Below are 18,924 nucleotides of genomic sequence, written 5' to 3'. Positions count from 1 at the left end.
CCGTAACATAAATTTACGAGGCTCTTCTTTGGTATACTCTGTATTTAATACAGAAAATCTTAGCTATTTATTAGTTTTTAAACCACTGCATGACTTCTTCATAGCTTCCTTGGTAAATAATCTTATCTTCCTTTTTGCTTAATTGATAACGATACATCGGATCGTAATATTCTTTTAGTAAAGGGGTTAACCAAGAAAAATGTGCTTCTGTATTAGACTCTTTTTTCTGAATTTCTAGGGCATCATCTAGCAACTGCGTTAATTCCATTGCTCTTTGAGAGCCCAATCGGCGGCGGATAGCAAATAAACCATGATGTAAATAATCACTGTAAGCTTGCCAACCTTTTTCTTCGCCATACGCTTCCAGATAATCGTGCGTCATACGATCAAAATACTCTGCTTTCAAACGTTCTATGCGTCGCTCGAAGGGATCATCCACAACAACTATTGAAGCATCAACCATTTTTGCTCGCAAACATTCAGGCAATCCATTGGCTCCAATAGCACGACCTTCATCCTCAAGCACCCATCGTGTATATTTCGGTGATTTTTTCAACATTTCAACACCAAGATGGTTTTCAAATGTGGCCTGCGGAAATTGCTCTTCTACTGTACGACCAAAAGATGAACCTCGATGATGTGCAATACCTTCGAGATCAATACCTTCTGGTAATGAACGCACTAAAGTCGTTTTTCCATTACCGGTACATCCACCAATTAAGATAATAGGGCGTTGAACTAATTCATTGGTCATTTCAATAACAGTCTGTCTTAACGCCTTATATCCCCCTTCAATTAATGGATAATCTATACCACTTTCTTTAAGCCATTGCTGAACGATATGAGAACGCATTCCTCCACGAGCACAGCAAATATAACCATTTGGAAATTGCTCACAAGCATCACGCCAAGTTGCGATACGGTTCTCACGAGTTTCACCACTTACCAATTGATGCCCTAAATCAACCGCTTTTTGTGAGCCTTGTTGTTTATAACAAGTCCCCACAGCAGCACGTTCTTCATCATTCATTAAAGGTAAATTAATCGCATTAGGGATTGAGCCTTGATTAAATTCAATAGGTGCACGCACATCAATAATAGGTGTGTTATTAGCAAGAATATGTCGAATATTTTGAGCAAAAAAAGCTGATTCCATAATAAAAATTGTTGTATCTAGTCTGGCTGAAAGATTGACTACTATACTCTTAAAATCATGTAACGCCCATAATTACAGTCATATTTAAAAATGGAGTCCTTCTTTCAAGAAAAAAATTTAAGATAAGGTTGTAGATTGATAGATAAAAACATCTAACTTATTCATGATGTTTCGGTTACCTATTTTAGCTATGGTGCAGCACAAAAAAGATGAATAGTAGAGACAACACAATTAACATGTACCGCCAGTGTAGAATTTTATCGCAACGGATTGGGAACAGTAACCGAAATTAATACCGCAGAGGTTGCATTATTAAATGCACAAATGTCTCAGATTGATGCCTATACAGGATCACAGATTGCAGCCGTTGATTTAGCATTTACATTAGGTGAAATAGGTAGGGTATTGCCTAATTAAGCACCACATTAGAAATATTTCTTTTCTATATTGTTATTTTAGTAGAGGTGGCGTTAATAATAAGTCGCCAGCCTCTAACGCAACGATGAAAGATTATTTATTCAAGTTAATCTGTTCAAAAGCAGGTTTATTCATATCTTTAAACTGTGAAAGAGAATATTCGGTATAGTTGATATCGTTATAGCCTCTTATTTTCATTGTACCATTCGTCAAATCAGATAACGTTGTCCAAACAGTGTATTCCGTTTGCAGTTGATTACTAGTGCTTTGACTTTCGCCCATGATATCAGCCGTGATATTTTTTGTTCTATCAAAGCGATTCATAATGTGCGCTAGGGTATTCATCGCTTCGGGTGTTGATTCGGCTGTTGGTGCGTAGGTTGAAAAATAAACCGCGCGGATAAAACGGCCGACAGATGTATCTGATGAAGGTAATTGAGATGTTGCAATGCCACTATCAGGCTGTACGACATTGATATTAGCCAATTTACCTGAAGATTTATCAATATTAGTTAATTGGCTATAATTATTGAGGTTAGTTAAATGCCAAGGAAAGTCTGGACCATTTGTCATTACACGGGTTGGATTTTGATAAACGTGTAATTTACCGTTTGTAGCTTCAACGACAATACTGCCACCTTTTTTATCATAAAAAGCATAGTGAAAAGGCGATTTTAGATTGCCAAAGTTTTTTAACACGGGAGCCCAAAAATAACCTGACTCAACCGCTTCTTGTACTTCTTCAACTGTTGAAAAATTAGCTAAAGCCCATTCACCTATAGAAGTAACGGGAATGGCTTTATCATAATCCTTTTTATCAAGCGGTGATAATTCAGCTTCTGTTATCATATTGGCGCTAAATGACAAACCCGCACTATTTAAACCTTGTAATAGGTTATGATCATCACCATCAAAAAAGATATCTGTTGTAACGGCTAATATGTCATATTTATTGCTATAACTTAGGCTATTTTCACCATTAGGAGCTTTTTTTGTGAATTGTGTATTTTTAGGATAAAAAGTAACCCATGAAGGTAAATCTGCCGTCAGTTCAAGTGTTCTACCTTGGTAAACGTTATTATTTTTATCAAGTATAGCCAAACTAGAACAGGCTTCACTCGCTACTGAAACAGCGAGTAATGAGGATAATAAACCAACCAATATTTTATTGCGTTTCATTATGAATTCCTTAATTAAAAAACTCCTTTAAAGTTAGTTCAAATAAAGAATACGACAACTATTTGGTAATTAAATAACAAATATTTTTAGAACATTGGAGATCTTGTGATACTTGAAATTGTTAGAACATTTTTACACTATAGCTTGCATTTTCTGGCACCCATTTTATTAGGCTATCTTTTCTGGGGTAAGAATTGGAAGATAGCCTCACTTCTTATGATAGGAACAATGGCCATCGATATTGACCATTTGTTAGCAACACCTATATTTGATCCCAACCGCTGTAGCGTAGGCTTTCATCCATTACATACTGTTTGGGCTGCCTTGATTTACTTAGGTATATGGTTTTTACCCTCATGGAAATTAAAAGCCATTGCAGTAGGGTGTTTATTTCACTTATTTACCGACTCAGTTGACTGTTATTTAGGTGGATTAAAACCCGATCTAACAATAATGATGAGTTGTGATAAAAATTACTTTATGTCTACTTTCAATAATAAATTTATTGCACCCAAATAGTAGGGATTTTAATTATCCCTTTATTTTTTATTTAGATTGCTTAGTAAATTTTATTAACACACCACCAATAATCAGCAAAACACCTATTATTTGCAATAGTAGGTTATTACTTTCAATACCACTGAATATATCAATAACTAGACTTGAGATCATTTGTCCGCAAATGGCTAAAACAGACGTTAACATAACCCCCAATAACGGTAGAACATAACTATTAATGACCACGAAGAATGCACCAATAATACCACCAGCAAAGGCAATTAAAGGGATCGTAGATAGTTCAATAGCGTGGTAATCTTTCACCCATAGAACAAAGATAGTTAAAAATATAAAACCGACTAAGTGATTGATTAAAGAGCTATAAAAAGCATTGCTATTTTGTGCTAACTTACCATTCAGAGTACGACTTGTTACAATACAAACACCATTAAATAATGCAATTAAAATAAAAACACTCATTAGTTATCTACCTATAATTAATAATGTACTACCAGAAATAAGTAAAAAGCACATAAATAAATCACGTAGGGTGATTTTCCTTTTTTCAACCCCAAACCATCCCATTGCATCAACAATAACGCTAAAAAGAATTTGCCCTGTTATCATTAAAATAATACTACCGGAGAGCGATAATGGGCTATTTACTGTAATTGCAGCTAATAACACCGTAAATGCCCCAGGGATCCCTCCCAAATACAATAGGATTTTTATTTTGTTATTGTTTTTCTTAGTTAGTTGATTCTTTCTTAAATATAAAATGTATATAATTAAAGAGAAAAGAGTCCCTATACCGTGTGTTATCCATGATGCGGTTAATGGCGTTGTAAAACTGGCTAAGTAACTATTACTCATAATCATTAATGAAAGTAAAACGCCAGAAAAGACTGCAACAAGAGAAAGAATATACTTGTTATTCATAATATTAAGCCTATATAAATCATTTTTTGTGTGGGCTTAAAATATTCTCTTTCAACAATACAGGCAAGAAAACACACTGTTTACTTTAGGTTGACAATATGAATGATATGAATGTTTTTCCCATTCTGATTGCTGTGACTGAGCATTTGAGTATTACCAAAGCTGCCAAAACATTGAATATGACAAAATCAGCAGTTAGTAAGGCAATCCAGGGTGTTGAAGAGAAGTTAGGTATACGCCTATTTCATAGAACAACAAGAAGTGTCAGTTTAACCGAAGAAGGCATTGTTTATATTGGCTATATTCGAGAGTCTTATAAGTTAGCGGTAATGGCAGAAGAGGCTGTTTCACAATTTAGCGATAAAGCCAAAGGTAGAATTAAAATTTCAGCGCCCATGTCATTTGGTACGTTACATCTTGCTAAGATAATGCCTTTATTTATGCAGAAGTACCCAGAGCTTGATGTACAACTTTTATTTGATGACAAAGTAACGGATTTAGTAGCAGAAGGATACGATCTTGCAATTAGAATTGGTGAATTACCCGATTCTTCATTGATAGCACGTCAATTATCACCTTGTCATAGCCAGCTTTATGCTTCTTCAGAATATCTTGATAAATATGGTGAACCCATGCAAGTTTCTGAGTTAAAAAACCACAATTGCTTATCGTATTCATTATATCAAGCTGGCATGGAGTGGGTTTTTTATCAAAGAGGTAAAAAATATAGTCACATTCCTAAAGGTAGTTATCGTGCCAATAATAGTGAAGCATTATTACAAGCCGTTTTACAGGGAATAGGTATTGCTTTACTCCCTCATTTCATTACTCAAACAGCCTTATCAAATACAGATAAAAAGCTTATCCCTATATTGACGCACTTCGATTTACCTGAGCACTTTATTTATGCGGTTTATCCTGACAAAAAAAATCTTCCGCGCAAGATAACGCTATTTGTTGATTTCTTAAAAGAGCAATTCGGTGTTAATAGCGACTATCAACACAATATCGAAAAAGAATAATCACAATAAACGGTTATCATCGCCGAAAAAGTCATCTGCTAACCACTGCGTTACGGTTTTAGTATTAATTTGATTTGCTTGTAGCTTCTCAATCGCAAAATATTCAGGAAACGAGCTATCAGATTCATCATGCTCTTTTTCAAGTTGTTCTAATTTAACAAGCGCATTTTCATAGTTATCAAAAATCGCTTCAATATCACGATAGATCTGACCAAATCCCTCACTAAAACGTGAAACTATGTAATAAAAATCTGAAAGGGGAATATCACAGCTAAAACTATCTAATTTCACCTCTTTAACTTCTATCCATCGGTCTTTTTCAGCAAGTATTTTGACTTGATTGTCCTCGTTTTGATTATCTCTAATAAATGTCGTTTTTGCTTTTTCAGCAATATCTTCGTTATCAAAAGCTCCTAAAATAAAATCTGGCCCTTCATAACCTGAAATTCCTACTACGCATAAGTGAATTGTGTTCATTTATTTATCCATAAAAAATATCTAATAAATTTGCTGACTTATCTTACCTACTTTTCTTTTTTACATTGAGTTTAATAGGGAATAAATGTGCTAAAAAATAGCGACTAATCCAATCATTTTTATTGTCGCTTTAAGGGATTTTTCTCTCTTTTAAACCTCATAATCTGGTGGTAATTGCAAAAAGCTTGATGTAGAGTGCTCAGTCTTTTTTTAATGAAGTCTATTGGGGAGGCTGAATGTTTATTGGCTTTGACTACGGAACATCGAACTGTTCTGTTGCAATTATGAAAGAGGGGAAACCCACTCTTTTGCCTTTAGAAGGTAATGATGTGTATATTCCATCAACCCTTTGTGCGCCAACCCGTGAATCTGTTTCTGAGCACTTATTTCGCCATTTAAATATTAAACCTTCCAGCGAAGTTGGCGAACAACTATTAAGAAAGTCGATTGCGTTTAATCGAGAAGAAGATATTGAATTAGTTCCTGAAGATATTCTTTTCGGACAATCTGCACTAAGTTTATACCTACGTGATCCTCGTGATGTCTATTACGTTAAATCACCCAAATCCTTTTTAGGTGCTTCTGGCCTACATGATATACAAATTAGCTTCTTTGAAGATTTAGTTTGCGCCATGATGGCAAATATTAAGCACCAAGCAGAAAAAAGTACACAAGAAGCGATCACTGATACCGTTATTGGCAAGCCGATTAACTTTAATGGGTTAGGTGGCGACGCTTCAAATAGGCAAGCTGAAAGTATTCTTATCCGTGCAGCTAAAAGGGCCGGCTTTAAGAATATTATGTTTGAATTTGAACCTGTTGCTGCTGGGCTGGAATATGAGTCAACGTTAACTAAAGACCAAACTGTATTAGTCGTTGATATTGGTGGCGGTACCACTGATTGCTCATTAATTCAAATGGGGCCAAGCTACCAAGGCAAAACCGACCGTTCAAATACATTACTTGCCCATAGTGGACAACGTGTTGGTGGTAACGATCTTGATATTTATCTTGCTTTTAAACAGCTTATGCCATTATTTGGTATGACAGGGTTAACGTCTTCAGGGATTAAATTACCACTGAGGCAATTCTGGGACCCGATTGCGATAAATAATGTCGAAGCACAAAAAGATTTTTATTCTCGTCAAAATCTTGCTGTATTAAATCAGCTAAGACGAGACGCTAAAGAGCCTGAAAAAATAGCGCGTCTTATTGAAGTCTATAATGAAACATTGGGCTATAGCATTGTTAGACGTGCTGAAGAAGCTAAAATCGCTTTATCAGATTCTCCTGAATATATTGCTAATATCGCCTTATTAAGTGAAACATTAGAATGCACCATTGAGCGTGAGCAAATGGTGGAGTCGATTGAATCTCCTAAAAGTAAAATGATTGAATTAGTTAATGATGCCGTTTTGCAAGGGGGAATAAAACCCGATGCTGTCTTTATGACGGGAGGCTCTGCGCGTTCACCTATTTTATGTCAAGCCATTGAACAGCAATTGCCTAATATTCCAATTGTTAAAGGTAATGACTTTGGATCGGTTACTGCAGGTTTGGCGCGTTGGGGCGAGGTCTGCTTTAAATAATGAGTATTAAATAGTCGGTTTTAAATAACTGATGTTTTCAATATATTAAAGCGCTTTACATTCAATCTTTGTATTGATTAGATGTAGAGCGTTTTGCTTTATAAAACACGATAAAAATACAACATTCGACAGGAGAACACATGTACCGCTTCCAAAATGATTATAATGAAATTGCACATCCTGCGGTCATGAAGGCAATCACTGATACAGTGGGGCAACGCTATGATGGATATGGCATGGATAAGCTTTGTCATCAAGCTGCTCAATCAATAAAACAGCGTATTCAACAACCTGATGCAGATATTCACTTTTTTAATGGTGGTACCATTACTAATTTAACTGCAATCTCTCATTTTTTACGTCCACACCAAGCAGTTATTTCTATCAGTACTGGGCATATTGCGACACATGAAACAGGCGCTATTGAAGCAACAGGACATAAAGTTATCACGACATTTTCCGCTGATGGCAAATTAACACCAGAGTTATTAAAACCTATTCTTGCTGAGCATAATGATGAACATTGGGTTCAACCCAAACTTGTTTATATAACGAATGCCACAGAAATTGGTACGGTTTACCGCAAAGCGGAGTTGCAAGCATTACGTAACTACTGTAACGAACATAATTTATGGTTGTACCTTGATGGTGCTCGTTTAGCCGCAGGATTAATGTCCGCACAAAGTGATCTGACTATTGAAGATATCGCCAGCTTAACCGATGCATTTTATATTGGTGGTACTAAAATCGGTGCAATGTCAGCTGAAACGCTCGTGATTTGTCATCCTGCACTAAAATCTGATTTCCGTTTTAGCTTAAAACAAAAGGGTGGATTACAAGCGAAAGGTTGGTTATTAGGTGCGCAGTTTGAAGTTTTATTTAAAGATGATCTCTATTTTAAATTAGGCAAACACATTAATGAAATGGCATCACAATTAACCGAATTCTTTACTGAACAAGGCTTTGAATTTTTAGCTCCGCCTGAATCTAACCAAGTTTTTGTTATTTTACCAAACACGATTGCGGAAAAATTAACACAACAGTTTGTTTTTCATCGTGTATTACTTGAAGATCCTAACTTGAGTTGCTTACGTCTTTGTACTTCTTGGGCAACAACACAACAAGATATCGATGGATTTAAAACAGCATTTCTGCAATTAGTTTAAATTTTCCGTTTAAACTTATCTCTTATTGTTATGCATTACACGCTTATTACGTGTGTAATGCATTTTCAATATAATCAAAATTTAATTGCCTTAAATCTAAATATAATGCTGGAGAGGTGCATTAATAATGTTATATTAATTACTCCTCTCTCAACATAAGTAGGGTAAAAGAATGAAGAAATTGACACTCCAAGAGATGACCGATGCCCAAAAAATGCGAGTAAAAACCAGGATAGGTCAAGAGAGAAAGAAATTAGGGCGCGAATTAACCAATGCCGAAATGAATAAAGTCAAAGACTCCATTATTACTGAAATCTCCCTCGAAGTTGAAAAAGCCACCAAAAAAGCACAAGCCCTCAAGAAAAAACAAAAACTAGCCCCTAGTGATGAAACCTATAGCTGGTCCGCTAAAAACCATCGTAGTGGCTATCGTTAATTTTTTAATTAGCCCTGATATATTTATTTATCAGGGCTAAGAGATTAAAATTCCTAACCACAAAATATCGCACAAAATTAAAATAAAATATTTAGTCAATTTCAATAAAAAACTCATAAAATGAGTATTTTATATACGTAATATATTTATTTTTAAGATATAAGTACTGAGTTGTTTCGTTATTATCAATTCAATCTTAAAGGTAAATTAGAGCTTTTAATTATTAGCTTAAATTATTAAAATAAAATAATACATTTTATTTTTACTGACATATTTTTTAGATGATTTAACTAATGACAATAAAACCTCATAACCCCAATGAAATATATAGAAAGATCAATGATGAACTTACAATTCTTATACACTCGATGTGTGAGCAATCATCTGATGAAATAATAAACAAAGCAGGAAGTGATGCACGAAATAAATTAGAACAATTTCAAGAAGTATTAAAAAAAGATCTTGATTCTTTACAAAAGAATGCAGAATGGAATATTTTTACTATCGCGTTTTATGGGGAAACAGGCGCAGGCAAATCAACATTAATTGAAACACTGCGAATACTTTTGCGTGAATCAAAAAAATTAGAGAATCAGAAGAAATACCGTCAACAATATGCTAATTATCAATACTGCTCTGATGATATTGAAAAAACTAAAAACTCTATAGATGAAATCAAGCATAATGCAGAGAAAACAACATCAAAAATCAATGAATTAAATGATTTCCACGCTCAGGAAAGGTATGATATCCAACAATTAATTAAAGAAAGTGATATTGAGTTTTTACCGCAACTTAATGAAATTAAAAATCAATTAGAACAAAAAGAGCGCATTAACACTCAGATATTACAGCAAATTGATGATATTAATATTCAAATTTCTGAATATAAAAAAAAGGCATCATTATGGCAGAAATTTCTTCTTTTTTTTAATAAACTACCTGAAGAAATCACATTAAGTAATTTAGAAAAACAAGTTATTTTAACTGGAATCGAATGCAAAACCATACATCAACAATATAATTCACGCAAACTATTGATTAAAGAAAAACAAAAACCCTTATACTCTAAGCTAGCAAATTTAAATGAAAGGTTAGAACAGGAAAAGCAACAATTTGAAGATCAATTACAGTTTTTAAAGAATGAGGGTATTTCGTTAACAAAAAAAAATGAACAATTAGAAACACTATTAGAAAAACAACATGCATTATTATCTCAATATGCTGATGGTGAGATTATTGGTGATGGCCGCGCTGATTTTACAAGAGAAACTCAATGTTATAATTTAACACTAAATGGAAATGTTTTTTCTTTATTAGATGTTCCAGGCATTGAAGGAAAAGAAGAACTTGTTTTAAAAGAAATTGAAAATGCCATTGAACGAGCTCATGCTGTCTTCTACATCACAAATAAAGCAGCACCACCACAAACAGGGGATGAAGGAAGAAAAGGAACATTAGAAAAAATAAAACAACATTTAAATTCACAAACAGAAGTATGGTCAATTTTTAATAAAAAAGTAACCAATCCAAAATTAACATTAAAAAATAGGCCATTGCTATCTGATGATGAATCAAGCAGCTTGTCTGTATTAGATGAAAAAATGAGTGAACAACTTGGTTCTCATTATAAAAAAACAATTGCATTAACCGCATTACCTGCTTTTTTAGCATCGACAGACTGTTTAGTTCCTCATTCTCAAAATGCCAAACGTCGTACTAAATTTTTACAAGATTTCATGGAGTATGATTTATTAGAATTGACTGGTATTCTTGATTTTATCAATTTGTTGGAAAAAGAATTACTACCCGATAGCCAAAATAAAATTTATCAAGCAAATCTTAATAAAGCTAAAGAAGCTCTTAACAAAACTACCAAAGGGCTTGATGATGTAGAAAAAACTTATCAAGATCTCGCTGATGATGTTTCTGTCAAGTGTGAAGAATCAAAGATATTACTGGATTCAAGCTTCCGCATCATGCAAACACGATTAAATAGCAATATCGCAAATCTTATTCGTGATGCTATACATGATATACGTACAAATGTTTATTCACGTATTGAAGATAATATTAGTAATGATCATTTTAAAGGGATTTTAGAACAAAAGGTCAAAGCAGAATTGAGTAAACTTTCAGCCTCTTTACCTCATACAATCAAACAACAAATTGAGCATTTTCAAACTGAGGCTTCTGATATTTTTCAGCGTTATGAAGAGCAAACACAAGATTTAATGCATCTAACTGAGAAATTGAATAAAGCTAAATTAGATAACGATATCAATATAAAAATCAACATTGACAGTGGGATAAATAAAGCTGGTTTATTGGGTGCATTAGCTGGGTTGGCACTTATACCAATTACAGGTGGAGCTAGTGCGTGGATTATTGCTGCGTCAGCATTTACAGCAATTGTCTCTATTGGTAAAGCAGTTGTGGGTTTCCTGAGTAGTAATTATAAAATGTCTCAACAAAAAAAATCAACTAACGAAAACTTACGCAAAATTGAATCTCATTTGACAGAAACTTTAAACGACAATTTAGCTCAAGTTCTTCCTAAAATGAAAGATAGTATAAAAACAATTAAACAATCACTTGATGAGCCAATAATCAAAATGAACCAAACGGCAGTATTGTTAAAAAATTCAAATCAAAAACTAAAAATCTTATCTAGAAGTATTCAAACAGAAGGTAATTTGTAATGAAACATACACTCACTAACTTTAACGAAAAGCAAACTCAAATCCTTAATTTATTGAATAGACTCTTACGCTTTTTACAACAAGGTACTCAAGCAGGTGTTTCCATTGATCCTTCTTTAATTAAAAAATTAGAAAATAATATTGCTCATGTAGTTGATGAAAAGTTAAAAGTTGCATTAATAGGTGGTTTTTCAGAAGGGAAAACCTCAATAGCGGCTGCATGGATGGAAAAACTAGATAAATCCACGATGAAAATTAGCCATCAGGAATCTTCTAATGAAGTTAAAGTTTATGAAATTGGCGAAGAGTTCGTGTTAATCGATACTCCGGGGTTATTTGGTTTTAAAGAGCAGCAAAATGCACAAACATTTGAGGTAGAAAAATATAAAGATCTCACTAAAAAACATGTCAGTGATGCACACCTTGTTCTTTATGTTATGAATTCAACCAATCCGATTAAAGAAAGTCATAAAGAAGATATGTATTGGTTATTCCGTACTCTAAATTTATTGCCACGTACTATTTTTGTCTTAAGCAGGTTCGATGAAGTTGCCGATGTTGAAGATGAAGATGACTATCAAGAAAATCTTAATATAAAACAACAAAATGTCATTGGTCGTTTACAAGATATGATATCTCTTACACAAGAAGAGATTAATACATTATCTATTGTTGCTGTTGCCGCCAATCCTTTTGATGAAGGTATTGATTACTGGCTTGAAAATATTGAGCAATTTAAAGCACTTTCTCATATCACTCATTTGCAAACAGCGACAGCAAATAAAATTACTCAAAATGGAGGAAGTGAGGCATTAGATGCTGAAATGCGTACAAGCGTTATCAGTGATATTCTTCATAAGCAATTGCCTATAGCTATTGATGCTAATGCTAGTATTTCCCATGAAGTGGGCCAACTTGAAAAAGCTTATCAGCGTTTAGATAATCAAATGAGAAATACCCAAGCACAAATTAGTGAAACTCAAATTACATTGAGTAATTTTGTTACTCACTACTTTGCTGACTTAATCATGCAAGCCAAAGGATGCAGCATTGAAACATTTAGTGATTTTTATGAGCGTGAAATTGGTGATGAAGGCATCATGATTAATAATAAACTGCAAAATGAATTTCGTAGTCAGATGGGTGTTATTAATCTTGAAGTTGAAAAAATACAAACCAGTTTTGATAGTGAAGTGAGCCATTTTAATAATACAATTAAATCCCTAGGTAAAATGGGAATAAATAACGTCCTAAAAGGCAATTTTATTAATAATAAAACTGTACTTGCAACACGTGATGGCATCGTGTCTGTTGCTAAAACTGTTGGTCTTGATATTGGTAAATATCTTAAATTTAAACCTTATGGTGCTATTAATTTTGCTAAAGGTGCCAATGCGGCGTTAGCGGCTGTTGGTGTGATTATAGAGATTTGGGATAGCTATGATAAATATAAAAAAGAAGAGCAATTTAAACAAGTTATTGATGATATGGTCAAAGGATTTAACGAACAAAGAAGCGACCTTGTTGCATTAATTGACTCACCTGAATTTGCAGAAAAATTCTTCGCTAATTACATAATACTTAACAATCAAATCAAAGAACTGGGTTCAAATTTATCTGATAGTCGAGAAAGAGAAAATGTATTCTCAGCTTGGCTTACAGAAGCAAAATTATTAGAAAGTGAACTAGTGACTCTTTTTTAATTAAGCGAACATAAAATAGCGCTAACTTTTGAAAAATTAGCGCTATTCTTTTACCCTGATATTGACGCAATATAGCTATATTTCCATCGTATCAATTAATGAATATAACTTTTTAAAGGCATGATATTTTTTTTCATATGTTTTATGTTTTTCTAAATTTGGTGTGTGGCATTTGTTAAGCTTAGGTTGAGAAAGAATAACCTGTGATGAATGAGCAGGGTTTACTGCCAATTGTGCCAGTCTTGCTGCACCAAGTGCCGGACCAACATCGCCACCTTGGCGATAATCGAGGGTTTTTCCTGTAATATCTGCGAGCAATTGTCGCCAATATTCACTCCTTGCACCACCACCAATTAACGTAATGTTATTAGCTAATTGACCTGCATTTTCAGCAACTTCAATCCCTTGTCGTAACGCAAAGCTTACACCTTCAAGAACAGCTTGGCATAAGTCAGCACGTTGATGTTCATGGGTTAATCCCCAAAAGACACCTTTCGCATTAGGATTGTTATAAGGCGTCCGTTCGCCTGAAAGATAAGGTAAAAACAGGAGGGGGCTATCAGCAAAAATTGCGTGTTCAATCTCTTCAAACATCGCACCCACACTCTCAATTCCTGTCAATTGACACACCCAATCAAGGCACGATGCAGCACTTAGCATCACAGACATTAAATGCCAAGTATTAGGTAATGCATGACAAAAACTGTGTACTGCATTGTCACTATTTTGGAGAAACTTTTCGCTAACAACAAAATAAACACCTGAAGTACCTAGAGAGAGCATCGCTTGACCGGGCTGATAAACGCCGACACCAATTGCACCCGCTGCATTATCGCCACCACCAGCAATAATAGGCACTTGTTTCATCTGCCATTTTTTAGCGATATCAGCCAATAGATAGCCGGTTATTTGATTGCCTTCAAACAACGTCGGCATTTGACGACGCGTTAATCCTGTGGCATTTAAAAGCTCATCACTCCAATCTCGCTTTTGCATATCTAGCCAAAGCGTACCTGCTGAATCCGACATATCACTGGCGAAATTACCGCTCATCTTCCAACGTAAAAAATCTTTAGGTAATAAAACATGCGCAATGCGTTGAAAAATCTCAGGCTCATTTTCAGCAACCCATTGTAGTTTTGGCGCAGTAAAGCCGGGCATAACTAAGTTACCCGTAATTTTTTTAAACTGGGGATATTGCGCTTCAAGTGCCTGACACTGTTTAAAACTACGGCCATCATTCCATAAGATTGCAGGACGCAACACCGCTTGTTGAGCATCAAGCAAAACGGCACCATGCATTTGACCGCTTAGTCCAATCGCCTCGATTTGATCCATTGGATAACTGCGTCCAAGCTGAAGAATGGCTTCATCTGTTGCTTGCCACCATTGCAGGGGATCTTGTTCTGACCATTGAGGGTGAGGGCGTGATATTGCTAAAGAAACGGAATGACTGGCGATAACGTCACCTTGCTCATTCATAATGATCGCTTTAACGCTTGAAGTGCCTAAATCTAGCCCTAAATACATAAAGTTATCCCATGACCTGTATCTAATTAATAACACAGCGGAAAGCCCGCTATGTTATTACATTTATGCCATTAGCCAAAAATATAGCGATTCACTAAACTTTCTAGCATTTCTTGGCGTCCACTTTGTAATTGTGGCGCTAAGGTGTTGCTTTGTGCATATTTTGCTACTTCTTCAAGGCTTAATTTACCTTGTAAGATATTTTGACCAAACTCTGCACTCCAGCCTGAATAACGCTGCGCTGTAAATTTATCAAGACCACCATCTTGGATCATTCTTGCTGCAATGCGTAATGCCATTGCCATTGTATCCATTCCTGAAATATGTCCGTAGAAAAGGTCATATTTATCATTACTTTGACGACGAACTTTTGCATCAAAGTTTAAACCACCTGTTGTAAATCCACCTGATTTAAGAATTTCATACATGACTAGTGCATTTTCTTCTACGCTATTTGGGAATTGGTCTGTATCCCAACCTAATTGTGGATCACCACGGTTAGCATCAACAGAGCCTAAAATACCTAACGCAATGGCAGTCGCAATTTCATGATGGAAGCTATGTCCTGCTAACGTTGCGTGGTTGGCTTCAATGTTTACTTTGACTTCTTTTTCAAGACCAAACTGTTTTAAGAAACCATAAACAGTCGCAGTATCGTAATCGTATTGATGTTTTGTCGGCTCTTGTGGTTTTGGTTCAATCAGTAATGTGCCTTGGAAACCAATTTTATGTTTATGCTCAACAACCATCTGCATAAAGCGACCAATTTGCTCTCTTTCTTGGCGTAAGTCTGTATTTAACAGCGTTTCATAACCTTCGCGTCCGCCCCATAATACATAGTTTTCACCCCCCAGCGCTTTTGTTGCTTTCATTGCTTCACAAACTTGTGTCGCAGCCCATGCAAAAACATCAGGATCAGGGTTAGTCGCTGCACCCGCACCATAACGAGGATTGGTGAAGCAGTTTGCGGTTCCCCATAATAGCTTAACGTTGGTTTCTTCTTGTTTTTTCGCTAATACATCGGTGATCGCCGCCATATTAGAGATATATTCATTGATGTTATTGCCTTCAGAAATAACATCCACATCATGAAAACAGTAGAAAGGAACATTGAGCTTATGAAAGAACTCAAAGGCAACATCTGCTTTACGTTTTGCTTGTTCTAATGCTTCACCCGGTGTTTGCCACGGTCTATCAAAAGTACCTATACCGAACATATCAGAACCATTCCAGCAAAAATTATGCCAGTAGCAAGCGGCAAATCTTAGGTGATCTTCCATGCGTTTACCTAAAATAATCTCATCTGGATTATAGTAACGAAACGCTAGTGGATTATCGCTTGTTGTGCCTTCATATTGAATTTGTTCAATTTTATCAAAGTAAGACATGGAATCGTCCTTATTTAGTATCAAGTTGTAATTCTGAATGTGATTCAAGCTCAGCAGTCATCTCTTCCTGCTCTTCTGGTGTTAATTTGGCAATGCCAAAGCCCGTGAAACCCCACAGCATGGCGAAGAAGATGCCACTCCAGCACAATACAGCCCAAGGTAAGTAACTTAAGGTTGCAACGCCTAACGTACCTGCCATATAAGCGCCTGCGGCTGTCCACGGTAAAATGGGTTCAAAGATAGTGGCGGAGTCTTCTACCGTACGAGCTAGGTTTTTAGGGTGTAAGCCTCGTTCGATATAAGCACCGCGCAACATTTCAATAGGAATAAGGATTGAGATTTGTCCATTACAGGTCACGCCAATCATGGTTAGCCCACAAGCAATTGTGGCTAAGATCATTGAACCAGTTGAGTGAACCATTTTTAATAATGCATGGACAATCACTTCTAATGCGCCACTTAACGATAAAGTACCGGCAAAAGAGAGGGCGCAGAAGCAGATAAGCAAGGTGCTCATCATTGAGTTCATGCCACCACGATTTAATAAGTTACCTAATAATTCAGGAACTTCTTTCCCTTGGATCATTGAGACATTGAAGCCATCAACCGCACTTTTTACGATGTCATGTAATCCAAAACCTTGAATAAGATAAGCATTAAACATAGCAATGGCGGCCGAGGCTAACATCACAGGGATAGTTGGTTTTTTCGTTACTGAACCATATAAAATCACTAATACAGGAATGAGAAGGATTAGATTGAAGTTATAAACATTCTCAAGACCATTGGTAATTAATGTCACTTTTTCTGGCACACCTTGTCCTGCTAAATCACCGTTCATGCCATAAACAGTCATCACAATTGCGGTTAAAATCAGCGAAGGCAGTGTGGTATAAAGTAAGTGCCAGATATGTTGATAGAGGTCGATCCTTGCGGCCATTGCGGCAAGGTTAGTATCACCTGATAGCGGTGAAAGTTTGTCGCCGAAATAGGCACCCGCAACTACGGCACCTGCTGTTGCAGCAAGATTTGCTTCCATACCAACAGCAACCCCCATAAAGGCAACACCGATGGTTCCTGCTGAGCCCCATGAAGTTCCTGTACAGACCGACACTAATGATGTCACCAATAATGCCGTAACATAAAGCATTTCTGGGCTGATCATTTTTAAGCCGTAATAGATCATCAATGGAATGGTACCACCAATCATCCATGTGCCGATTAACAAGCCCACGCTGATTAAAATCAGTAAAGCTGGCATGGTTTTAGCAATTTTTTGTGATATTGCCGTTAAGATCTCGTCATAGCGATACCCTAATCGTTTGACCAATAGTGCAGCTACAACTGTAGACAGCACCATTAAAGGCTCTGGTGGTAAATCAAAAGCGGCGTAGCCTCCTCCTAATAGCACCACCATGGTGAATATAGGAAAGAGTGATTCGAGTAATGTAGGTGTTCTCGGGCTGTTTATCGTTTGCGTTTTCATTGTAATTTATTCCAAACTGGCGTGAGGTAAGGTACGAATAAGCCGAGTGAAAACGGTTTCTAATATTGAACGAGGTGTCGCGATATTAATGCGGAAAAAACCATCCCCAACCGCACCAAAACCACGCCCCCAACTCATTTCCACTTCAGCTAATGAAACAAACCAATGTTTTAGTTGTTCTTCAGATAACTGCATCTTTTGGTAGTTAATCCATAGCATGTAGGTGCCATGACTTTGAGTGATAACCCAATCAGGAAAGTAACGTTCACATTGTTCTTTTACCCAATGTCGGTTATCAGCAAGATACGTTTTTAATTCACCAACCCATTGTTGGCCCTGTAAGGTGTAAGCTTGTAAAAAAGCGGGAACTGAGAAATAACCTGGATTATGAATACCCGCAGCAATTAAGCATTGCTTGAATTTTTCACGATATTCCGGATTAGCAATAACGATATTGGCGACTTCGAGTCCGGCTAAATTGAATGTTTTAGCGGGAGAAGTACAAATAAAAGAGTGTTGTTTTACATAACTATTTATTGATGAAATAGGGTGATAAGTTGCACCATCAAAAACAAAATCAGCATGTACATCATCAGAAATAATAAAAATCTGATATTTCTGTGCAAGTTCCGCTATTTTTAATAGATCACTTTTTTGCCATACCGTTCCTGTTGGATTATGTGGCGATAGTAAAATAAAGCAGACAGACTGTTTAAACTTACTTTCTAAGTCATCAAAATCAATTTCATAATAGCCGTCACGATAAATCAACGGGCTTTCTAATAGTTCACGTTGATTGACACAAACCGCATTACTAATAGGGTGATACGCCGGTGACAGGGTTGTGACTTTATCACCAACGCGTGTGAAGTTTTGAATATAAAGTGAAACAGCTTGAATAATACGAGGACAAAAAACAATAGATTCAGGCTCAACAACCCACTGATATTGCGTTTTAAACCAATTTACAGCAACGTTATTCCAATCATGGCTAAGGTCGGTATAGCCATAAATTCCTTTGAGATTGAATTGAGCCAATGCATTAATAATAAAATCAGGCGCAGGAATATCCATATCTGCAACAGATAACGGAATAACATTAGCGTTACTATTACACCATTTTGCGCTATAGGTATTTTGCCTAGAAATTAATTTATTAAAGTTATTCTGATACATGAAAAATCTCCTCGGCAACCGTGTTTAAAAACAAAATACTCGTTGTGATTAACATTGGTT

Annotated in this window: 17 protein-coding genes; 8 read left to right on the top strand and 9 right to left on the bottom strand. The window is 35.8% G+C overall.

What is annotated here, in order from left to right:
- Window positions 1-70: 70 nt before the first annotated feature.
- Window positions 71-1,156 carry a tRNA 2-selenouridine(34) synthase MnmH gene (gene mnmH / locus GTH25_RS08455; protein WP_075672834.1) on the bottom strand — a complete coding sequence of 362 codons (1,086 nt, stop codon included), beginning with the start codon at window positions 1,154-1,156 and terminating at the stop codon, window positions 71-73.
- Between the two features lie 270 nt (window positions 1,157-1,426).
- Between mnmH and GTH25_RS08450 the strand changes: the two genes are divergently transcribed.
- On the top strand, window positions 1,427-1,573 hold the full coding sequence (locus GTH25_RS08450; protein ID WP_226891894.1) for a hypothetical protein: 147 nt from the start codon (window positions 1,427-1,429) through the stop codon (window positions 1,571-1,573).
- Between the two features lie 93 nt (window positions 1,574-1,666).
- Here the strand turns inward: GTH25_RS08450 and GTH25_RS08445 are convergent, their stop codons facing one another.
- The gene (locus GTH25_RS08445; RefSeq protein WP_075672833.1) at window positions 1,667-2,755 is read right to left on the bottom strand and encodes a linear amide C-N hydrolase; all 1,089 of its coding nucleotides are present in this window, start codon (window positions 2,753-2,755) and stop codon (window positions 1,667-1,669) included.
- A gap of 102 nt (window positions 2,756-2,857) precedes the next feature.
- Here GTH25_RS08445 and GTH25_RS08440 point away from each other — a divergent pair, with 102 nt between their 5' ends.
- A complete protein-coding gene (locus tag GTH25_RS08440; RefSeq protein WP_075672832.1) occupies window positions 2,858-3,271 on the top strand; it encodes a DUF6122 family protein in 414 nt (137 codons plus the stop codon).
- 27 nt (window positions 3,272-3,298) lie between these two features.
- On the opposite strand, the gene GTH25_RS08435 is transcribed toward GTH25_RS08440, so the two are convergent.
- On the bottom strand, window positions 3,299-3,730 hold the full coding sequence (locus tag GTH25_RS08435; RefSeq protein ID WP_075672831.1) for a DMT family transporter: 432 nt from the start codon (window positions 3,728-3,730) through the stop codon (window positions 3,299-3,301).
- 3 nt (window positions 3,731-3,733) lie between these two features.
- Window positions 3,734-4,189, bottom strand: a complete 456-nt coding sequence (locus GTH25_RS08430; protein ID WP_075672830.1) for a DMT family transporter — start codon at window positions 4,187-4,189, stop codon at window positions 3,734-3,736.
- Window positions 4,190-4,287: 98 nt separating this feature from the next.
- Here GTH25_RS08430 and GTH25_RS08425 point away from each other — a divergent pair, with 98 nt between their 5' ends.
- The gene (locus GTH25_RS08425; RefSeq protein ID WP_075672829.1) at window positions 4,288-5,211 is read left to right on the top strand and encodes a LysR family transcriptional regulator; all 924 of its coding nucleotides are present in this window, start codon (window positions 4,288-4,290) and stop codon (window positions 5,209-5,211) included.
- On the opposite strand, the gene GTH25_RS08420 is transcribed toward GTH25_RS08425, so the two are convergent.
- Window positions 5,212-5,688, bottom strand: coding sequence for a hypothetical protein (locus GTH25_RS08420; RefSeq protein WP_164530486.1), 477 nt, complete (start codon window positions 5,686-5,688; stop codon window positions 5,212-5,214).
- Between the two features lie 236 nt (window positions 5,689-5,924).
- On the opposite strand from GTH25_RS08420, the gene yegD reads away from it, so the two are divergent.
- The 5 genes from yegD (at window position 5,925) to GTH25_RS08395 (ending at window position 13,284) form a co-directional block, all read left to right on the top strand.
- Window positions 5,925-7,277, top strand: coding sequence for a molecular chaperone (gene yegD, locus GTH25_RS08415; RefSeq protein WP_099660442.1), 1,353 nt, complete (start codon window positions 5,925-5,927; stop codon window positions 7,275-7,277).
- Window positions 7,278-7,417: 140 nt separating this feature from the next.
- Window positions 7,418-8,443, top strand: coding sequence for a threonine aldolase family protein (locus GTH25_RS08410; RefSeq protein WP_075672826.1), 1,026 nt, complete (start codon window positions 7,418-7,420; stop codon window positions 8,441-8,443).
- Window positions 8,444-8,615: 172 nt separating this feature from the next.
- A complete protein-coding gene (locus GTH25_RS08405; RefSeq protein WP_075672825.1) occupies window positions 8,616-8,879 on the top strand; it encodes a YjbD family protein in 264 nt (87 codons plus the stop codon).
- A 293-nt stretch (window positions 8,880-9,172) separates the two neighbouring features.
- Window positions 9,173-11,581, top strand: a complete 2,409-nt coding sequence (locus GTH25_RS08400; RefSeq protein ID WP_156733400.1) for an SMC family protein — start codon at window positions 9,173-9,175, stop codon at window positions 11,579-11,581.
- Window positions 11,581-13,284 (top strand): LeoA/HP0731 family dynamin-like GTPase, encoded by a 1,704-nt coding sequence (locus tag GTH25_RS08395; protein WP_164530485.1) that lies wholly within the window; start codon window positions 11,581-11,583, stop codon window positions 13,282-13,284. Before GTH25_RS08400 ends, GTH25_RS08395 begins: the two co-directional genes overlap by 1 nt.
- 75 nt (window positions 13,285-13,359) lie before the next feature.
- Here GTH25_RS08395 and xylB read toward each other — a convergent pair whose 3' ends face one another.
- From xylB to GTH25_RS08375, 4 genes are all read right to left on the bottom strand, one after another.
- A complete protein-coding gene (gene xylB, locus GTH25_RS08390; RefSeq protein ID WP_164530484.1) occupies window positions 13,360-14,814 on the bottom strand; it encodes a xylulokinase in 1,455 nt (484 codons plus the stop codon).
- 71 nt (window positions 14,815-14,885) lie between these two features.
- Window positions 14,886-16,202 (bottom strand): xylose isomerase, encoded by a 1,317-nt coding sequence (xylA, locus tag GTH25_RS08385; RefSeq protein ID WP_075672821.1) that lies wholly within the window; start codon window positions 16,200-16,202, stop codon window positions 14,886-14,888.
- 10 nt (window positions 16,203-16,212) lie between these two features.
- On the bottom strand, window positions 16,213-17,688 hold the full coding sequence (nhaC, locus tag GTH25_RS08380; protein WP_075672820.1) for a Na+/H+ antiporter NhaC: 1,476 nt from the start codon (window positions 17,686-17,688) through the stop codon (window positions 16,213-16,215).
- A 6-nt stretch (window positions 17,689-17,694) separates the two neighbouring features.
- Window positions 17,695-18,864, bottom strand: a complete 1,170-nt coding sequence (locus GTH25_RS08375; protein ID WP_164530483.1) for a MalY/PatB family protein — start codon at window positions 18,862-18,864, stop codon at window positions 17,695-17,697.
- Between the last annotated feature and the right edge of the window lie 60 nt (window positions 18,865-18,924).

It is taken from the genome of Proteus terrae subsp. cibarius (assembly GCF_011045835.1).
Taxonomy (GTDB): domain Bacteria; phylum Pseudomonadota; class Gammaproteobacteria; order Enterobacterales; family Enterobacteriaceae; genus Proteus; species Proteus cibarius.
The sequence above is the reverse complement of the archived record's forward strand: the minus strand, read 5'-3'. Positions and strand labels throughout refer to the sequence as shown.